Genomic DNA, 18,223 nt, shown 5'->3' with positions numbered 1-18,223 from the left:
AATACCACTTTTGAGTGGTATTTTTTATTGGTTTTATGTAATTTATTAATTACTAATTATTTTTGTTTTTGAAGCCAAACTTCTTTCAAAAATTCTAAAGTATAGTGTGAAGTATCAGGCACAATGACGATATCATTTCCCAAATCTTCTGGGCGACCTACACCAATTGGTAAAGCCCCCGAATCTTTGATGGCTTGAATTCCAGCTTGGGAATCCTCTAAGCCAATTGATTCAGAAGGTAAAACGCCCACTGCATGTGCTGCTGCAATAAAAATATCTGGTGCTGGTTTTGATGCCGCAACTTCAGCTGGATCAGCAATTGCATCAAAATATTCAGTTAAATTCATTCTCTCTAATAAAAATGGACCATTTTTAGAAGCCGAAGCTAAAGCAATTTTGATTTTATTTGAACGTAAATCTTTGAGTAATTGTAAGATTCCAGGATAAACATCGGCTGGCGACACATCTTGAATCATTTTCACATAGTTATCATTTTTTCTCTTAGCAAGTTCTTTAAATTCCTCAGCTGATACTTTTTTGTCAGCTAAATCTAGGATTTTCTGGAGTGAGTCTTCTCGTGAGACTCCTTTTAATTGCTCATTAAATTGGCGGTCAACACCATTAATACCAATTTCTTCAGCCAAAGCTTTCCAAGCTCTAAAATGATACTCTGCGGTATCTGTAATTACACCATCTAAATCAAACAATACTGCTTTAAACATCTTTTTACCTTCTTTCTCGTCATTTTAAAAATATATTTTTAAGCAATGACTTTCCAAAATTACTGACAGAAATTCTGTCAGTAACTTTTTTATTAAAAAATAATTGTAAATCTTTGTATCAAAACTTTATTAAGAGTTAAACCATTTATTTTAAATCAAATTTAGTCTGCACTCCGGCTTTTAATTGAACCTTATCATCATAGACTTTGGTCAGTAAATCTGCCGAGGCTGTCAGTAATAATTGTCCATTTTCAATCAAAATTTCAACTTTAGTTCCTCTAAAAATTTGATTAAATTTCAATTTTGTCCAGCTTTTTGGCAAATAAGGAGCAATTGCAAATTGGCCATCTCGCAGACTCAGACCCGCAAATTCATTTTGAATCACCTCAAGCGTTTCGCCCATGACCCCAATATGAACCCCTTCAGCCGTTGTTCCCCCTTGAATATCATAATAATCACTGCCAATTGCTGTAATCAAGAAATCAAGTGCTTCATCAAAATCACCTAATTTCACATCAATCCCAGCAAAAACAGGACGTGAAGTCGTTGAACCGTGAACAGTCCTTGCAAGATAATAATCACGATTGACTTTCAACCAATTTTCGGGCAGCTCATAGGCCAATTGTTTGACCAACTTAGTCACATGCTCCTGACCCAAATTGTAGATTAACATCAGTGTATCAGCCTGTTTAGCCACTTGATATTCATCAGGTGAAATGCCTTCGGCCTTCATCAAACGGTCAATCCGATGAATATCCCCATATTTTGCTTCATAAGCTGCAAAGTCCACTTCCTTAAGTTCAAAATATTTAGCATATTGCGCAATCACACCGTTTTCATCAATATCTAGATACAGTTTTTTCCGAACTTTTTGAGCTTTTTCAAGTAATTCCTTAGGAATTTCAAATCCTTTTTCTGATAATTCTGTCAGCCAATTTAATTGCCAAGTGAGCATTAAATTAGTATAGGCATTATCACAGATTCCCCCTTCTTGCCCAGGATAGGCCTCATGATATTCATCAGGTCCCATGACCCCATCAATATGATAACGGCCGTCATCTCCTAATTCGGCTTTATTTAACCAAAACTTTGTCGTTTCAATGATTAAATCTAAACCACCGTCAGTCAAAATGCTTTCATCTTCTGTCAGTTGTGAGTAAATCCATAAATTATATACAATGGCTAAACTAACATGTCTTTGACGCCGGCTATTATCTGGTTCCCATTCATTATTTACTGTATTCAAATGAACAAATTGCGATTGTTCATCACCAATTAAGCCGGACTGCCAAGGAAACATAGCTCCTTTTTCTCCATCAACCTTCGCATTTTCCTGCGCTGCGGTCAATCGATTGATTCGGTACAAAAGCAAATCACGCGCTGTTTCTGGCTCATTAGCCGCATAGTAAGGAAGAACAAAAATTTCATCCCAGAAGATATGGCCCCGATAACCTTCACCAGTCAAGCCACGTGAACCTACTGATGCATCTAAAAACTGGTTAGCACCATGCTGTGCCGCTTGACGAATATGGAAAATGTTCATCCTGACCATTCTTTGTAAATCTTCATGGTCTGATTTGATAACAATATCGGCATCTGACCAAACTTTTTCCCAATAATTCGCATTATTTTCTTGAATTTTATTGACAGAAGTTGCTGACAGCTCTGTCAGTACAAACTCAACAGGATTTTTACTTTCATAAGAACTTGCAATGACAATCGTTTTGTCAAACTGAACTTCTTGATTTTTTTGTAAGTCAATTTCAATTGCTTCTGCTAAAATCTCATCATTCTCAGAATCTATTTTTTGGAAAGCCAATCCATTCAAAAATGATTTAGAAGCAATTGCAAGTTCAATTTCACTTGTTCTTGTTTTAGCAACCAAAAGTCCTTTGGAAATTTTTGTTACTTCAAATTCTTTACTATCAAAAGCCCGATAACGTTCAACATTTTGATTTAAAACTGAGCCATCAGTAAAAGTTTCAATTCTTAATTTACAAGAGAAGTCAGCAATAATTTCACCAACAAAACCAAAATCATGAAAATTAATCGGATCTACAAACTTTGTTGTTACTAAAGTCAAATTTCCTTTGGCCAATTTCACCTGATAACGTTCAATTTGCAAAGCATTTTTAAAATCAATTGTAGCTTGCTTTTCAACTGACGCTTCAAAATCAACCAATTCACCATCAATATATACTTTTATTAATTGAGGATTTGGCCAATTTACCAAATCTTCATTAATGACATCATGTCCTGCGACTTCTGTACTGGTCTGGTTGAAAACACCAGCTACATACAAGCCAGGATAATGATTGTCAGAACAAGTTGACCATAAAGGCGCTCCTCGAAGCCCTAAATAACCATTTCCCAATGACATTAAAGATTCTTGACCATAAGAGCGTTTCCCTACTTCTTTTTTATCATATTGGATTATCCAATCTTTTTCAGTCATTTCTCCCCCTCATATAAAACTAAAGGAAGCAGAATTTATCAGCGCTGCCTCCAACTGAGTTTATTAATTATTTAACTGCATCTTTAAACGCATTTTTTTGTTCAACGCCCTCTCCCATTACATCTGTATCTTTATAACCAAAGAACCAAACCAATAGGAAAGTTGCAACCGCACATACTCCAGTTGCGATCCAGAAGAGCATTAAGTTACCCGCAGGAGCGTGATGTGTTAAAGGATTAGAAATAAAGTTAGGGAAACCAATCAAAGAACCTGAGAATCCAAACATTTGTAATCCGCCAAATCCAGCAACACCTGCACCAATCGCGGCACCAATTGAAGACATGATAAAGACACGCACATATTTCAAATTAATCCCATACATTGCCGGTTCAGTTACCCCACAAAATGCTGAAATTGCGGCTGGAGCAGAAAGTCCTTTAAGGTCTGCTTTTTTAGATTTAAAGAAGACAGTCAAGGCACCAACCCCTTGAGCGAGCATTGTGAAAGAAACGATCATATTGAGTGAACTTGCTCCAGTAGCTGCCAATTCTTGTGAAATAAGTGGTACAACCAACCAATGCAAGCCAAAGATAACCAAACATTGATACAAACCACCAACAATGATACTTGCAATTCCTAAATTCAGTGACAAAATATGATCAATCACAAATGACAATCCAGAAGAAATTGTAGAAATAACTGGACCTACCAGAAGTAAAACAATTGATGCAGTGATGAAGAAAGTAATCATTGGTTGGAAAATTGGACGCAAGGCAAGTGGTAAAACTTTTTTCAACCAAGCATTCAGTGGTTTAGCAATTGCCACCGCTACGATGATTGGGAAGATTGTATAAGCATAGCTTGGCAAAGCAACTGGAATTCCAAAATAACTTGTATTGAAAGTTACTCCAAGGAAATTTGCAACAGGAGCAGCTGCTTCGACAACAACATTTTTACCTGCCGCATTTGTTCCAACATGCGCATTAACCAAGTTGGTTATTCCTGGATTAATCATAAATCCGCCGACTGCAGCACCAATAAATTGTAAAACAGTATCTTTAGGTGCCAATTGTTTTGCCGCTGAGAAACCAACCAAAACAGGTAAGAAGTAAAAGGGTGTCATTGCTAGTGTTGATATAATGACATAAGTTGAACTTGCAGGATCAATCACTTCGATTAAGCGATTCCCCTTAACAAAGATACTAAGTAAACCATTAATCATCCCACCAGCTGCAAGTAAACCAATAATAGGAATCATTGACCCAGTAATTGTTCCAATGACCACTTGGAAAGCGTGAACAATCGGATTTTGTTTTTTACCATTAGCTGGTGCTGTTGCAGCGACTGCTTGTGCCGTTGCATCATCATCAACTACTGAATCACCAAGTTGTTCAACAACTTCATCATAAACATCCTCAACCGCTTGTCCAATAACCACTTGATATTGATTCAAGTTTGAATTATAAACGGCGCCAGCCACACCAGGCAAGGCTTCAATCGCCGCTGTATCAGCTCGATCTTTATCTTTTAAAGTAAAACGAAGACGTGTGATACAATGAATAACTTTTGTGACATTCTCAGCGCCACCTACATTTGCGATAATATCAGTCGCAAGTTGTGAATAATTTGCCATAAGTTCTCCTTTTGCTTCATTATCTATGAAGCATTTCATAATATAAAATAATAATTGACGAGTTTAATAGTCACAAAATTTATATCCAAAGTTCCCGTCAACTTTGCGCTATAAATTTATTGGTTGATATTTTTACTTACTTAACACTTGCCTGCCCCAATTGATCACGTGCATTGGCTAAACCATATTTAACCTCAAAGCCAGATAAAGCGTCTTTAGTATTTGTAAAAATAACCATTGTCGTTTTATCCAAACCAGCAGATTCAATCTGCACCCAATCAACAGTCCCTAGCTCATCACCTCCATTAACAATATCATCCACTTTAACTTTAATTTTAAATGGTACTCCTTTAAGAGCTACTGTATCAATACCGAGATGTAAAAGAATATCTAAGCCATCAGCACGTTTAAAACCAATTGCATGTCCCTGAACCAAAGTTACTTTTGCAGAAACTGGAGCAAAAATTTTATTTTCTTTGGGCTCAACTGCAAAACCATTACCCATTATTTTCTTTGAAAATACCGGATCGTTTACTTTTGAAAGTTCAATAACTTCTCCAGAAACTGGATTATATAGCCCTTTATCATCTTTCAACTCTTTCTTTTTTCCTATTCCAAACATAAGAATCTCCTATCTTTCGAAGTTGTACGTACAAGTTAACAAAATCATTGTATCACATAAAAACGTTTTCAGCAAGCGGTAACAATTATTTTTGTGATAAAATATAAAGTATGAAGAAATATGAAGTGATTTTGCAAGATTTAGAAAAAAAGATTTTTAACGATATCTATAAAACGAACGATATTCTTCCAAGTGAAAATGAGCTCTCTGTCATCTACGAGAGTAGTCGTTCAACAGTGAGACAAGCTTTAAAAATTTTAGAAGAAAAAGGGCTTATTCAAAGACGACATGGCTATGGTAGCATTGTCCTCGCTCACGATAGGCTCCTTTTCCCTATCTCTGGCTTAACTTCATACAAAGAACTACAAACCTCTATGGGTTTCCATAGTGAAACTGAGGTTATTCGCTTTGAAAGACTTGAAATTAACCCAAAACTTTCGGAAACAACTGGTTTTGCCGTCGGTGAACACGCCTTAAGTATTCTCAGAAGACGCAAGGTAGATGGTAAATTTTCAATTTTAGATTGGGATTTATTTTTAGAAAAATATGCCGCAGGTCTAAGACCAGAACATGCTAAAATCTCAACCTATGATTACTTAGAAGATCATTTAGGCCTTGACATTGCCTATGCTCAAAAGGAAGTCACGATTGATTTTGCTTGTGAAGACGACTTTAAATATCTTGATTTAAATCCCAAAGATCATCATGTCGTTTCTGTCAAATCTCATGTTTACCTTGCTGATAATACTCTTTTTCAATATACTGAATCTCGGCATCAAGTCGACCGCTTTCGTTTCACAGAATTCGCTAGACGACAAAAAAGATAAAAAAAGCTCTCCCAATAAGGAGAGTTTTTACTTGATAATAAAAAGCAAGAACAAAATCAGTTCTTGCTTTTTTTCTTTATTTTACACCAATTTCTGCTTCAACAACTTCAACAATGGTATCTACAACATGATTGACCTCTTCATGAGTTGGCGCTTCAGCCATGACGCGCAAGAGTGGTTCAGTTCCTGAAGGCCGAACTAAAATACGACCTTTCCCATTCATTGAAGTTTCCATTTCTGAAATTACTTTTTGAATCGCTGGCACATCCATTGCTGATTTTTTGGCTGCATTATCTTTTACTCGAACGTTAACTAGTTTTTGAGGATAAATCGTAACTTCACTTGCTAACTCGGATAAAGATTTGCCAGTTTCACGCATTACTTTCAACAATTGAATGGCTGAAAGCTGCCCATCTCCTGTTGTGTTGTAATCAAGGAAAATCATATGACCCGATTGTTCACCACCGAAGTTGTAATTATTTTTCTTCATTTCTTCAACAACATAACGGTCACCAACCGCTGTAATCACTGAATTAATTCCTGCTTCTTCAAGCGCTAAATGGAATCCAAGATTAGACATCACAGTTGTTACTAGCGTATCTTGAGCCAATTTTCCTTGTCCAAGAAGATATTTCCCAACGATAAACATAATTTTATCGCCATCAACAATTTCTCCATTTTCATCAACGGCAATCAGGCGGTCAGCATCACCGTCAAAGGCAAGTCCGAGGTCACTTCCTGTTTCAACAACTTTTTTAGCCATCGCTTCAGGATGAGTTGATCCTACTTTTACATTGATATTGAGTCCATCAGGATTTTCACCAATAACTGTCAAATTCGCTTCTAAATCAGCAAAAACAGCACGAGCAGAAGTGTAAGCTGCACCATTAGCTGTATCAAGAACCACATTGTAACCTTCAAAGTTCCCTTCTGCTGTTGTTTTTAAGAAAGCTTGATATTTACGAACCCCTTCGATATAGTCATGCAGCATTCCTAAGCCTTGAGCAGACGGGCGTGGCAATGTGTCCTCTTTAGCATCAATCAATGCTTCAATTTCAAGCTCTTTTTCATCCTCTAATTTATAACCATCTCCACCAAAGAATTTAATTCCATTATCAAGTGCTGGATTATGGCTCGCTGAAATCATAACCCCAGCAGAGGCCCCATCTTTTTTAACTAAATATGCTACACCTGGTGTTGCAATGACTCCTAAATCATAAACTTCAATCCCAACAGACAAAAGTCCTGAAATCAAACTGCTCGCAAGCATTTGTCCAGAAATTCGTGTATCGCGACCAACATAAACTTTTGGTGTACCTAATTCATGTTGACTAAGGACATAGCCACCAAAACGACCAAGTTTAAAAGCCATCTCCGGCGTTAATTCAACATTTGCTTCCCCGCGAACACCGTCTGTTCCGAAATATTTACCCATTTTTTCTTGTCTCCATTTTTATTATTTTTTTATTTGACTCTGAAAATTTATCCACCTATTTTTACAGGCGTTAATGTTACTTCAACTTCTTGTGGATCAGCACTTACTCCTGTTGCACGTATAGGAACAGTTACTTTCGTTTCTTTTACAACTCCAGAGATATCCACTGATGCTTCAACCTCGTTGATTGCTTCTAAAGCACTTTTTTCTCCTGAAAGAGTAACTGTTTTATCAGATACTTTTGTCTTAATGGATGATAAAGTCTTATCAAGCGTTCCTTTTTGTGTCACTTTAACCGGCACATCTTTAGTTAATTTGTTTACTACAACTTTCAAATGAGTCGTTGAAGGTTCAATTTGTGCTGGCAGAATTTTACCTGTGCTGTCTACGGCATGAAGAGTGACTGTGCCTGAATAATTTTCATTTAAATTAACATCATTTGGTAAAGCAGCTTCAATTGCTTGAATTTTTTTGATGCTCTCTTCCCCGGCAGTCACTTTTACCTTTTCATCACTCACTGAAAGTGAATCAATTGTAAAACCTTCTGGCAATTGAGTTGAATCAGCTTTTGGTGTTACTTCAAATTCTTTCTTTACTTTGTCTTCTAAAGTGATATTCATTGTTTTAGGTTCAATCGTTGCCGTTACTCCGCCAGGCAGTTGTTCAATCCGAATTGGTACATCAAATTTTCCTGTTTTTAGTTTGGTCAAATCAACACTTAAAAAGAAATTTCTTGTATCCGAATTTTCTTCATTAGTGATAGACAAGCGATTATATCCAGAAAGATGAACCGTCGCAGTGCTGTTATAACCACTAACGAAATATTTATTAGAATTATATTTTAATTCTACTGGAACGTTATTAATTGTGGCTGTGTAAACTTCTCCAGACTGATTAGTTCCCTGATTACGGATGGATGTTGCATTAGCATTAAAGAAAAGGACAATCGCAAAGAAAACAGAGGCAAGGATATAAAATGTTTTGGAATTAAAAAATTTATTTGCCATTTTTCTTTCCTCCTGCTTTATTTTTTCTATTCTTCCCTGTTCCTTTTTCATTTTTTTCAACTTTAGGAACCAAAATGGCCACTAGAATATCATGGAATTTTTCTTTAGAAATATCCGCGAAAAATTCTCCATTGTGAGCAATTGAAATTCCACCAGTTTCTTCGGAAACCACTAAAATTAAAGCATCTGAGACTTCAGAAAGTCCAATTGCAGCACGGTGTCTAGTCCCGAATTGTTTTGAAATCCCCGATTTTTCGGTCAAAGGAAGATAGGCAGAGGTTACAGCGATTTTATTTCCCTGAACAATGACCGCGCCATCGTGCAAAGGTGTATTTGGAATGAAAATATTAATAAGTAATTCACTAGTAATATCCGCATCTAAACGAATCCCTGTACTTACAAATTCATTTAAATTTTGCCCTTGCTCAATCGCAATCAAAGCGCCAATTTTTCGCTCAGACATGTAAGCAAAAGATTTCTCGTAAGCTGAAATATGCCCATCAGGGCTACTTTTTCTCGTTGGTGTAAATAATGTGGTTGTTCTTCCTAAGCTTTCAAGCGCTCGCCTAATTTCAGGCTGAAAAATGATAACTCCGGCGATAACCCCATAGGTAATAACTTGGTTGAGTAACCACTCAACTGTTGTAAGTCCAATAAGTCCGGCAATAATTCTGATAAAAATGAAAATAATCACACCACGAACAAGCGTCATTAATTTTGTTCCTTGTACAAACCTAATTGCTTGATAAAGGAAAAAACTGATAATTGCAATGTCTAATATTGCAATAGCAATTCGCAGAGGTGATTCATTCAATTCAAAAATCTTTTGCCAAAACTCAAGGTTAAAAAATTGATTGAAGTCGGTCAAAAGTCCCCCTCCTTTTATATTGTTAGTCTAATTATACCAAAATTTTAAGTGAACTGCTTTATTCCCAAATAAAGATTTATCATCTTGTTCTTATCCCCTTAATCTTTCTGTAATTTTTAGCTTACGAGAATAAAAAATTACTGACAAAAATTCTGTCAGTAATTTTTCATTAGTAAGAGCCTATTATTTTTTAGCCTCACGTTCTGCTTTACGAGCAGCTCGTCTCGCCTCACGCTCAGGATCAACTGGACGTTTCTTACGTTCTTTTGGCAGAGTAGCTTCTATAGTTCCCTCTGATTCAGGATTCTTTTTCGCCAGTGCTTTTGCTTCACGTTCTAAATACTTATCTAAATCTCCTGATGTTCTAGCATAACGCATAAATCGTTTACGAGAATCTTTGGCAGCTTTAGCATACAAACTTTCTGCATGTTCAGCATCAACTTTTAATAGATTACCAAAACGAGATTGTGTCAATAAGAAATCTCTAACTTTACTAAAATCAGGTTTTTTGAAATCAAGTATCATCGGATTTTTACCCAAATCTTCAAGAAGAGGATTATAGCGATAAAGTTGCCAGTAACCAGAATTCACGGCTTCTTTTGCTTCATCAAGTGCTAAATGTATTCCTCCGTATAAACCATGTGAAATACATGGAGTATAAGCAATAATGACTGATGGGCCTTTAAATTTTTCAGCTTCATCAAAGGCTCGGATTGTTTGCATCATGTTTGCTCCAGAAGCAATCTGAGCCACATAAACATCTCCGTAGGTCATCAACATCGCTCCTAAATCTTTTTTCGTATTAGATTTACCGCCAGCAGCAAATTGTGCAATGGCTGAAGCTGGAGTTGCTTTAGAAACTTGTCCCCCTGTATTAGCGTAGACTTCGTTGTCCATAACTAAGATATTGACGTCAGCACCTGAAGCTACAATATGGTCTAAACCGCCAAAACCAATATCATAGGCCCAACCATCTCCACCAAATATCCATTGGGTTGGTTTTACAAATTGATCTTTTTGTTTATATATTTCATCCAACTTAGCTGAGTTGAAGTGTTCAGAAGCAAGCATTCCCTTCATTTTTTCGGCTCTTGCTCGTGTTCCTTCTGAATCTTCTAAGTGTTCTACCCAGTCTTTCGCCAATTTTTGCAAATCATCTGACATTTCTGGTAAGGCTTCAAGAACTTGGGCTGCTAATTTTTGGCGTCTACTTTGAGAAGCTAACCACATTCCGTAACCATATTCCGCATTATCTTCAAAGAGTGAGTTTGACCATGCAGGGCCTTGTTCAAGCTCATTTGTTGTATATGGCGTTGCTTGTGTTCCACCATAAATGGCTGAACAGCCAGTTGCATTGGAAATCATCATTCGGTCACCAAACATTTGTGTCAATAATTTAATATATGGTGTTTCACCACAGCCTGAGCATGCTCCTGAAAATTCAAAAAGTGGTTTTTCAAATTGGCTAGCGGCAATTGTACCTGGACGAGCTGGATTTTTTTTTGTTTTAAGGGTTTGTGCAAAAGCCCAATTGACAGATTCTTTTTCTTGTCCCTCATAAGGAATCATTTTTAAAGCTTCACCCTTTTTAGGACAGGCTTCAACACATAATCCACAACCTGTACAGTCTTCAACAGAAACCTGAATCCGATATTTTAAGCCGTCAGATCCTTTATAATCCATAACATGGAAACCTTCTGGCGCTTGATTCCATTCATCCTCGTCGACTAAAAATGGTCTGATGGCAGCATGTGGACAAACAAATGAACATTCATTACATTGAATACAAGCTTGGGCATTCCATTCAGGAATTTCTAAGGCAATCCCTCTTTTTTCAGAAGCACTTGTTCCCAATGGTTCATCACCAAAAGTCATTTTGTTATCGACTAAGGTTTGTACCGAAAGTTCATCACCTTCAAAGGCGTTGGTTTTATTTACAATTTCAAAAACATATTTTTTACGAGAACTTTCTGTCGTAAGAACTTTCGTTTTTTCCTCTTGAGTTTCAGCCCAGCTTTCTGGAACATCTACTTCATGCAAGCCATTCAAAGCAAGTGCCATTGCATTCAAATTTTGTTCAACAATGGTTGGTGATTTCTTCGCGTATTTTTGAGCATCTTTTTTCAAAATCTCGTAGGCTTCATCAAAAGGCATAACATGAGCCAATTTGAAAAAGGCGACCTGCATAATCGTATTAATTCTACGTTCCATTCCAGTTTCATGGGCAATTTTCATGGCATCAATCGTATAAAATCGAATTTGATTTTCGGCAATGAATTTCTTCATTTCACTCGGAAGATTTTTTGAAAGTTGTTCTAAATTCCAGCTTGTGTTTAATAAAAATAGGCCTCCGGTTTTCAAGCCTTTGGTCAAGTTATATTTACGTACATAGGTCATGTTGTGACAAGCAACAAAATCAAGTGTAGCTGTCATATATTCAGAAGTAATTGGAGAATCCCCAAAACGTAAATGTGAAATGGTTAAACCACCTGATTTTTTTGAATCATATTCAAAAGCGGCTTGAACATATTTATCAGTATGGTCACCAATAATTTTGATTGCTGCTTTATTGGCGCCAACTGTTCCATCTGATCCAAAGCCCCAAAATTTTGCTTGAAATGTATCTGCTGGTGTTAAATCAAGAACTGTTGAATTTGTCAGAGACAAGTTTGTAACATCATCATTAATTCCGATTGTAAAAATACGTTTTGGTTGAGCTTTGACTAATTCATCAAAAACACTGACAATATGTTCTGGACGAGTATCTTTTCCTCCAATTCCATAACGGCCACCAATCACTTGTTTAACATTAGAATTGAATAAGGCTGATTGAACATCCAGAAAAAGGGGTTCTCCATTTGAACCAGATTCTTTTGTACGGTCTAAGACCGCTACTGATTTGACTGTCTTTGGTAATTTTTCAAGAAAGTTTTCCAGGGGAAACGGACGGTATAAGTGGACATTGATAAAGCCAACTTTTCGGCCTTGTCCATTTAAATAATCAACTGTTTGCTCAATTGTCCCAGCAACAGAACCCATAGAAACAATAACTTCTGTCGCATCGGGTGCGCCATAATAATTGACTAAATCATAATCTGTCCCACGAAGTTTATTGATTTTTCCCATATACTTTTGAACGATTTCAGGAAGAGCTTCATAGTAAGAATTGACCGTTTCTCTTTGTTGGAAATAGATATCTGCATTTTGATTTGTCCCTGAAACAGTAGGATGGTCCGGGTTCATTGCACGGTCACGAAAATCAGCTAATTTTTCTTGATTAATCATTGGTAATAAATCTTGATAATCAATTACGTCAATTTTTTGAATTTCATGAGAAGTTCTAAAACCGTCAAAGAAATTCAAGAAAGGAACTGAACCTTCAAGTGTTGCTAAGTGGGCAACTGCTGACAAGTCCATCACTTCTTGAACAGATGACTCTGCTAACATGGCAAACCCAGTTGTTCTAGCTGACATTACATCAGACTGGTCTCCAAAAATATTAAGCGCCCCAGTCGCTACGGCACGAGCTGCGACATGAATAACTGCTGGCAAGAGTTCCCCAGCCATTTTATACATATTTGGAAGCATTAAAAGGAGCCCTTGCGAAGCGGTATATGTTGTCGCAAGCCCTCCTGCTTTAAGAACACCGTGCATGGCACCTGCTGCACCGGCTTCTGATTGTAGTTCTGTAATTTTTACTGTTGAGCCCCAGATATTTTTACGACCAGCAACTGACCACGCGTCAGTATAATCTGCCATTGGTGAACTTGGGGTAATTGGATAAATTACGGCAATTTCTGAAAAGGCGTAAGCAATATGTGCTGCCGCCATGTTTCCGTCCATTGTTTTTTTCATTTTTTTCAAACCTTCTCAGGAGAGCATTTATTCGACATTTTTACGGCATAAAGAGGGGTGTCGGTGTTCTTTATGTGATTTAGTACTAAATCGAAAAAGACGAGAGCTTTCCTAATAATATTATTTTGACTAAGTTAATTTTAGCATTTTAAGCCTGAAAAGTTGAAGCTGCTTAGTGTCAATTATCTTTGACATTATCGTTGAAAAGCCTTTATTTACAAGACCTATCAGTAATTTTTTCACTTACAAACTAAAAAAGATTCTATCAATTAATGACAGAATCTTTAGAGATAAGAGGGCGTAAATTTTAATCAATGATGCGATGTTCAGTTTGAGCATCAAAGAAATGTGATTTGTTTAGGTTCAAAGCCACTGTAATTTTTTCTCCTGGATTGCGGAAATCACGCGCTTCAACACGAGAAACAAATTCAGTTGAACCAGCTCTAAGATAAAGCATAGTTTCTGCTCCAAGAAGTTCAGAAACGACAACTTCAGCTTCAATTGTTTGATTTGGATAGGCTTGTTGTGCCAAATTGCTTGCTTGAATGTCTTCTGGACGAATTCCAAGAATCACTTCTTTTCCTTCATAACCTTGTTCTTTAAGCAATTTTGCTTTTCCTTCTGGAAGGTCCATATTCAAACCTTCATTATTTGTTAATTTTCCAGAAGCAACTTTGACATTAAAGAAGTTCATCGCTGGACTACCGATAAAACCAGCAACAAATTTATTAGCAGGTTCATTATAAAGCTCTTGTGGTGTTCCGATTTGTTCAACACGACCAACTGTCCCTGTTTTATCAGAGTTTGGTGATGATGACATAATAACAATACGGTCAGCAAGAGTCATCGCTTCAGTTTGGTCATGGGTTACATAGATTGTTGTCGCACCAATTCGACGGTGAATTTTTGCAATTTCTGTACGCATTGAAACACGAAGTTTAGCATCCAAGTTTGACAAAGGTTCATCCATGAGGAAAACTTTGGCATCACGGACAATCGCACGTCCCATTGCCACCCGTTGACGTTGCCCACCTGATAAGTCAGCAGGTTTACGGTCAAGCAAATCAGAAAGTCCAAGAATTGTCCCAGCTTCTTCAACACGACGTTTAATTTCATCTTTTTTGAACTTACGCAGTTTCAAACCAAAGGCCATGTTATCAAAAACAGTCATATGTGGATAAAGGGCATAGTTTTGGAAAACCATGGCAATGTCACGGTCTTTTGGTGCCACATCATTCATGATTTTTCCGTCAATTTTAAATTCACCTTCAGTAATATCTTCAAGACCAGCAACCATTCTCAATGTTGTAGATTTACCACAACCTGAAGGACCAACGAATACAATAAATTCTTTATCTTTGATATCAATGTTGAAATCTTCAACTGCGTATTGCGTCGCATTGGGATATTTTTTGTAAATTTTGTCTAAACTGAGTGTTGTCATTTTTTCTCCTCTAATAACATTTGTTCTTTAATATCATTTTACTGTAACCGTTTTCCATTTACAATCAGTGAGCTGCCTAATTTTATTGTACAGGTTGCACATTTTACTGACAGACTAAAAAAGTTACTGACAAATCTGTCAATAACTCTTTAAACTTCATCATCTTCGTCTTTAATTTTATTTGCCTCTTCAGCAAATTTTTGTGCAACTGCCTCCAAAGCCAATGTTTCTTCATCACCAATATAGTGATCATCATTGATTTCATCCAGATTTACATACATATCCAAATGTCCTTTGAGGTTATCAAATCGAACTGGAGCATCTCCACCATATTCTCCGTCCAAATTAAGGAGAATTTTTTGACCACCTAAGGCTTCAATTTCTATTTTACTCGTTTTAATGTATTCTAAATTAACATCATCCAAATGTTTTCCATTTGCTACAATGGCAAGTAAAGCAATGAGCTCAAATAGATTATCTGTTTTCACCAAAATAAGTGTGAAAAGTCCATCATCTAATTTAGCATCAGGTGCAATTTTTTCAAAGCCACCAACTGAATTAGTAAGAGCGGCAAAGAACATTGAAATGTCACCTTCAAAAACGCCTTCATCATGAACAACACGGACTGGCGCTTTACGAACACGAGGCAAAAGTTCTGCACCTTTTGCCAAATAGGCCAAATAACCAAACGCCGTTTTTAGATGACTGGGAACACTGTAAGTTAGTTCTGTCAGCCCTCCTCCAGCAGCGATATTAATAAAATATTGCTCATCTTGTGTTTCTTTAATAACGGCATGACCGACATCAATATTTAGGATTTGGTTTTTACCAATGATTTCTATCGCTTCAAGTGGTTTTCCTCTTGGAATTTTTAAAGCTCTAGCGAAATCGTTTGTCGTGCCAGTTGGAACTATCGCTAAACGAGGGCGGTTCTCAAATGGAGAAATTCCAGCTACAACCTCGTTAATAGTGCCATCACCACCTGCCGCAATGATTAAATCAAAGCCCGCTTCCGTTGCCCTTGCCGCCTCTTTTTTTGCAGAATCTTGTTCCGCTGTGGTTTGATAAGCACTGGCCTCATAACCATATTGCTCTAATTTATCCAAGATATCTGCAATATGTTTTTTTATAATTTCTTGACCCGATGTCGGATTATAAATCAATCTCGCTTTCATCATTTTCTCCGAAACCTTCTCTCATCCATTCTTAAAAATAATTTACTGACAGACTATCAAAAGAGTGAGCAAATCAATTGAACCAAGGTTCAAATTTCTGTCAGTAAATTACGCTCTCACTAAAGTCTGTCAGTAATTTTCAATACAAATTAGTTTATAAATCAAGCAAATCTTGCTCTGACCAAATTTCAATTCCTAAGTCTTGAGCTTTTGTCAGTTTGCTACCCGCTTCTTCACCGGCGACTACCAAATCAGTTTTCTTAGAAACAGAACCAGAAACATTTGCTCCCAACGCTTCCAATTTTTCTTTTGCTTCTGAGCGCTTCAAAGTCGTCAATTTACCAGTTAAGACAACTGTCTTACCTGATAATAACCCTTCAACATTAACAGCGCCTAAATAATCAAAATTTAAACCAGCATTTTCAAGTTCATCCAGTAAAATTTTTGCTCCGTCAGTTTCAAAATAAGAAACGACAGCCGTAGCAATCACGCCACCTAAAGACGGAATTTCAGAAATTTCTTCCTCAGTTGCTTTCGAAAGCGCTCGAAGATTAGCAAAACGTTCCAAAAGTAATTTAGCTGCTTTACCACCAACATGACGAATTCCTAAACCAAATAATAATTTTTCTGCTGAATTTTCGCGACTTTGTGCAATTGCTGATACAATTTTTTGAGCTAAAGTTTCTTTGACCTTGTCCAATGTTAGTAGATCTTCAATCGTCAATTTGTATAAATCAGCGACATCAGACACTAATTTTTTATCAAAAAGCTGAGAAATGACTGATGGACCCAAGCCCACAATATTCATGGCATCACGACTAGCAAAATGAATTAACTTCTCTCGGATTTGGGCCGGACATAATGGATTCACACAGCGCAAAGCCACTTCATCTTCAAAATGAATCAATTCTGAACCACATTCAGGACAATTTGTAGGAATTTTTAAGGATTCAAGACCTTCTGCCCTTTTGTCCAAAAGTACTTTCCCAACCTTCGGAATAATATCCCCTGCCTTATAAATTAAGACATGATCACCAATGCGAATATCCTTCTCTTCAATATAATCCACATTGTGCAAAGTTGCTCGAGCAACCGTTGTCTGTGCTAAAAGAACTGGGGTCATATTTGCCGTTGGGGTGACAACTCCAGTTCGCCCGACGGTCCAGTCAACAGACAAAATTTCTGTTTCTGCTTGTTCGGCTGGAAATTTATAAGCAATCGCCCAGCGTGGAGCTTTAACCGTAAAACCTAATTCTTCTTGCTCAGCAAGATTATTAACTTTCACAACAACCCCATCAATATCATAGGGAAGTTCATCACGCAGACGTGTTGCCTCTTCAATAAATTCCCAAATTTCATCCATATTCCGAGCAAATTTACGTTCAGGATTGACTTGGAAACCAAGTTCTTCAAAATATTCTAAAACTTCTTCTTGAGTATCATTAGTTGCTGGACTTGCTTCTTGATAAAGAAAAGTTGCAAGTCCACGTTTAGCAACTATTTTCGTATCAAGTTGACGTAAAGTCCCAGCTGCCGCATTTCTTGGATTGGCAAAAGGAGCTGCCCCTTCAAGTTCACGCTCTTTATTGAGTTTAGCAAAATTCTTACGCGGAAGATAAGCTTCACCACGAACAACAATATCGATAGCATCTTTGAGTTTTAAAGGAACATCTTTAATTCGTTTCACATTTTCTGTGATGTTCTCCCCCGTTGTCCCATCGCCTCGAGTTGCTGCGGTCACAAGTAACCCATTCTCATAATAAAGAGACAAAGAAAGACCGTCAATTTTTAATTCACAAATATACTCTGGGTTAGTAATTTCCTTGCGGACTCGTTCTTCCCAAACCGCCAATTCCTCGCGCGAAAAAACATCTCCTAAACTATAAAGATTATAGGGGTGTCTAAATTTAACAAAGCCATCTAAAATAACCCCACCTGTTCGATGCGTTGGAGAATCCGCTCTAGTTAGTTGTGGATTTTCAGCTTCCAATTTTACCAATTCTTGATAGAGTCGATCGTACTCACTGTCTTCTACCGAAGGTTCATCTAAAGTATAGTATTCATAGGCATACTGGTTTAATTTTTCCGTAAGCTCTTTAATTTTTGACTCGATATTCATAGCTCCTATTTTAACACAAAAGACCAGTCAGTATGATTACCAAAGCACATCAAAAAGGCTA

12 protein-coding genes are annotated in these 18,223 nt (G+C 37.1%); 1 reads left to right on the top strand and 11 read right to left on the bottom strand.

The annotated features are described in order from the left end of the window. Positions 1 to 56: 56 nt before the first annotated feature. The 4 genes from pgmB to QJV49_RS09880 form a co-directional block, all read right to left on the bottom strand. The gene (gene pgmB / locus QJV49_RS09895) at positions 57 to 722 is read right to left on the bottom strand and encodes a beta-phosphoglucomutase (RefSeq protein WP_225512641.1); all 666 of its coding nucleotides are present in this window, start codon (positions 720 to 722) and stop codon (positions 57 to 59) included. 145 nt (positions 723 to 867) lie between these two features. After that, positions 868 to 3,177 carry a glycoside hydrolase family 65 protein gene (locus tag QJV49_RS09890; RefSeq protein WP_225512640.1) on the bottom strand — a complete coding sequence of 770 codons (2,310 nt, stop codon included), beginning with the start codon at positions 3,175 to 3,177 and terminating at the stop codon, positions 868 to 870. Positions 3,178 to 3,244: 67 nt separating this feature from the next. Further along, the gene (locus QJV49_RS09885) at positions 3,245 to 4,810 is read right to left on the bottom strand and encodes a PTS transporter subunit EIIC (protein ID WP_225512639.1); all 1,566 of its coding nucleotides are present in this window, start codon (positions 4,808 to 4,810) and stop codon (positions 3,245 to 3,247) included. 136 nt (positions 4,811 to 4,946) lie between these two features. Continuing rightward, complete coding sequence (locus QJV49_RS09880) at positions 4,947 to 5,432, bottom strand: PTS glucose transporter subunit IIA (protein WP_225512638.1); 486 nt, start codon at positions 5,430 to 5,432, stop codon at positions 4,947 to 4,949. 110 nt (positions 5,433 to 5,542) lie between these two features. Between QJV49_RS09880 and treR the strand changes: the two genes are divergently transcribed. After that, positions 5,543 to 6,259 (top strand): trehalose operon repressor, encoded by a 717-nt coding sequence (gene treR / locus QJV49_RS09875; protein WP_225512637.1) that lies wholly within the window; start codon positions 5,543 to 5,545, stop codon positions 6,257 to 6,259. Between the two features lie 76 nt (positions 6,260 to 6,335). Here treR and glmM read toward each other — a convergent pair whose 3' ends face one another. From glmM to ligA, 7 genes are all read right to left on the bottom strand, one after another. Beyond that, positions 6,336 to 7,694, bottom strand: coding sequence for a phosphoglucosamine mutase (gene glmM / locus QJV49_RS09870; protein WP_225512636.1), 1,359 nt, complete (start codon positions 7,692 to 7,694; stop codon positions 6,336 to 6,338). A 47-nt stretch (positions 7,695 to 7,741) separates the two neighbouring features. Beyond that, on the bottom strand, positions 7,742 to 8,701 hold the full coding sequence (locus QJV49_RS09865) for a YbbR-like domain-containing protein (RefSeq protein WP_225512635.1): 960 nt from the start codon (positions 8,699 to 8,701) through the stop codon (positions 7,742 to 7,744). Beyond that, positions 8,691 to 9,569 carry a diadenylate cyclase CdaA gene (gene cdaA, locus QJV49_RS09860; RefSeq protein WP_003131542.1) on the bottom strand — a complete coding sequence of 293 codons (879 nt, stop codon included), beginning with the start codon at positions 9,567 to 9,569 and terminating at the stop codon, positions 8,691 to 8,693. The genes QJV49_RS09865 and cdaA overlap by 11 nt, the downstream gene beginning before the upstream one ends. Positions 9,570 to 9,752: 183 nt before the next feature. Beyond that, positions 9,753 to 13,424 (bottom strand): pyruvate:ferredoxin (flavodoxin) oxidoreductase, encoded by a 3,672-nt coding sequence (nifJ, locus tag QJV49_RS09855; protein WP_225512634.1) that lies wholly within the window; start codon positions 13,422 to 13,424, stop codon positions 9,753 to 9,755. 307 nt (positions 13,425 to 13,731) lie between these two features. After that, on the bottom strand, positions 13,732 to 14,868 hold the full coding sequence (locus QJV49_RS09850; protein WP_003131545.1) for an ABC transporter ATP-binding protein: 1,137 nt from the start codon (positions 14,866 to 14,868) through the stop codon (positions 13,732 to 13,734). 149 nt (positions 14,869 to 15,017) lie between these two features. Next, positions 15,018 to 16,046: a diacylglycerol kinase family lipid kinase gene (locus QJV49_RS09845; RefSeq protein ID WP_225512633.1), complete on the bottom strand. Its 1,029-nt coding sequence runs from the start codon at positions 16,044 to 16,046 to the stop codon at positions 15,018 to 15,020. Between the two features lie 151 nt (positions 16,047 to 16,197). Beyond that, positions 16,198 to 18,162, bottom strand: coding sequence for an NAD-dependent DNA ligase LigA (gene ligA, locus QJV49_RS09840; RefSeq protein ID WP_225512632.1), 1,965 nt, complete (start codon positions 18,160 to 18,162; stop codon positions 16,198 to 16,200). Positions 18,163 to 18,223: the final 61 nt, after the last annotated feature.

Source organism: Lactococcus sp. NH2-7C (genome assembly GCF_029953655.1).
GTDB lineage: Bacteria > Bacillota > Bacilli > Lactobacillales > Streptococcaceae > Lactococcus > Lactococcus lactis.
The sequence above is the reverse complement of the archived record's forward strand: the minus strand, read 5'-3'. Positions and strand labels throughout refer to the sequence as shown.

What these genes read in the sequence shown, in the direction of transcription:
- pgmB (WP_225512641.1), bottom strand. Translation starts at nt 722, where the DNA reads ATGTTTAAAGCAGTATTGTTTGATTTAGATGGTGTAATTACAGATACC.
- QJV49_RS09890 (WP_225512640.1), bottom strand. Translation starts at nt 3,177, where the DNA reads ATGACTGAAAAAGATTGGATAATCCAATATGATAAAAAAGAAGTAGGG.
- QJV49_RS09885 (WP_225512639.1), bottom strand. Translation starts at nt 4,810, where the DNA reads ATGGCAAATTATTCACAACTTGCGACTGATATTATCGCAAATGTAGGT.
- QJV49_RS09880 (WP_225512638.1), bottom strand. Translation starts at nt 5,432, where the DNA reads ATGTTTGGAATAGGAAAAAAGAAAGAGTTGAAAGATGATAAAGGGCTA.
- treR (WP_225512637.1), top strand. Translation starts at nt 5,543, where the DNA reads ATGAAGAAATATGAAGTGATTTTGCAAGATTTAGAAAAAAAGATTTTT.
- glmM (WP_225512636.1), bottom strand. Translation starts at nt 7,694, where the DNA reads ATGGGTAAATATTTCGGAACAGACGGTGTTCGCGGGGAAGCAAATGTT.
- QJV49_RS09865 (WP_225512635.1), bottom strand. Translation starts at nt 8,701, where the DNA reads ATGGCAAATAAATTTTTTAATTCCAAAACATTTTATATCCTTGCCTCT.
- nifJ (WP_225512634.1), bottom strand. Translation starts at nt 13,424, where the DNA reads ATGAAAAAAACAATGGACGGAAACATGGCGGCAGCACATATTGCTTAC.
- QJV49_RS09850 (WP_003131545.1), bottom strand. Translation starts at nt 14,868, where the DNA reads ATGACAACACTCAGTTTAGACAAAATTTACAAAAAATATCCCAATGCG.
- QJV49_RS09845 (WP_225512633.1), bottom strand. Translation starts at nt 16,046, where the DNA reads ATGATGAAAGCGAGATTGATTTATAATCCGACATCGGGTCAAGAAATT.
- ligA (WP_225512632.1), bottom strand. Translation starts at nt 18,162, where the DNA reads ATGAATATCGAGTCAAAAATTAAAGAGCTTACGGAAAAATTAAACCAG.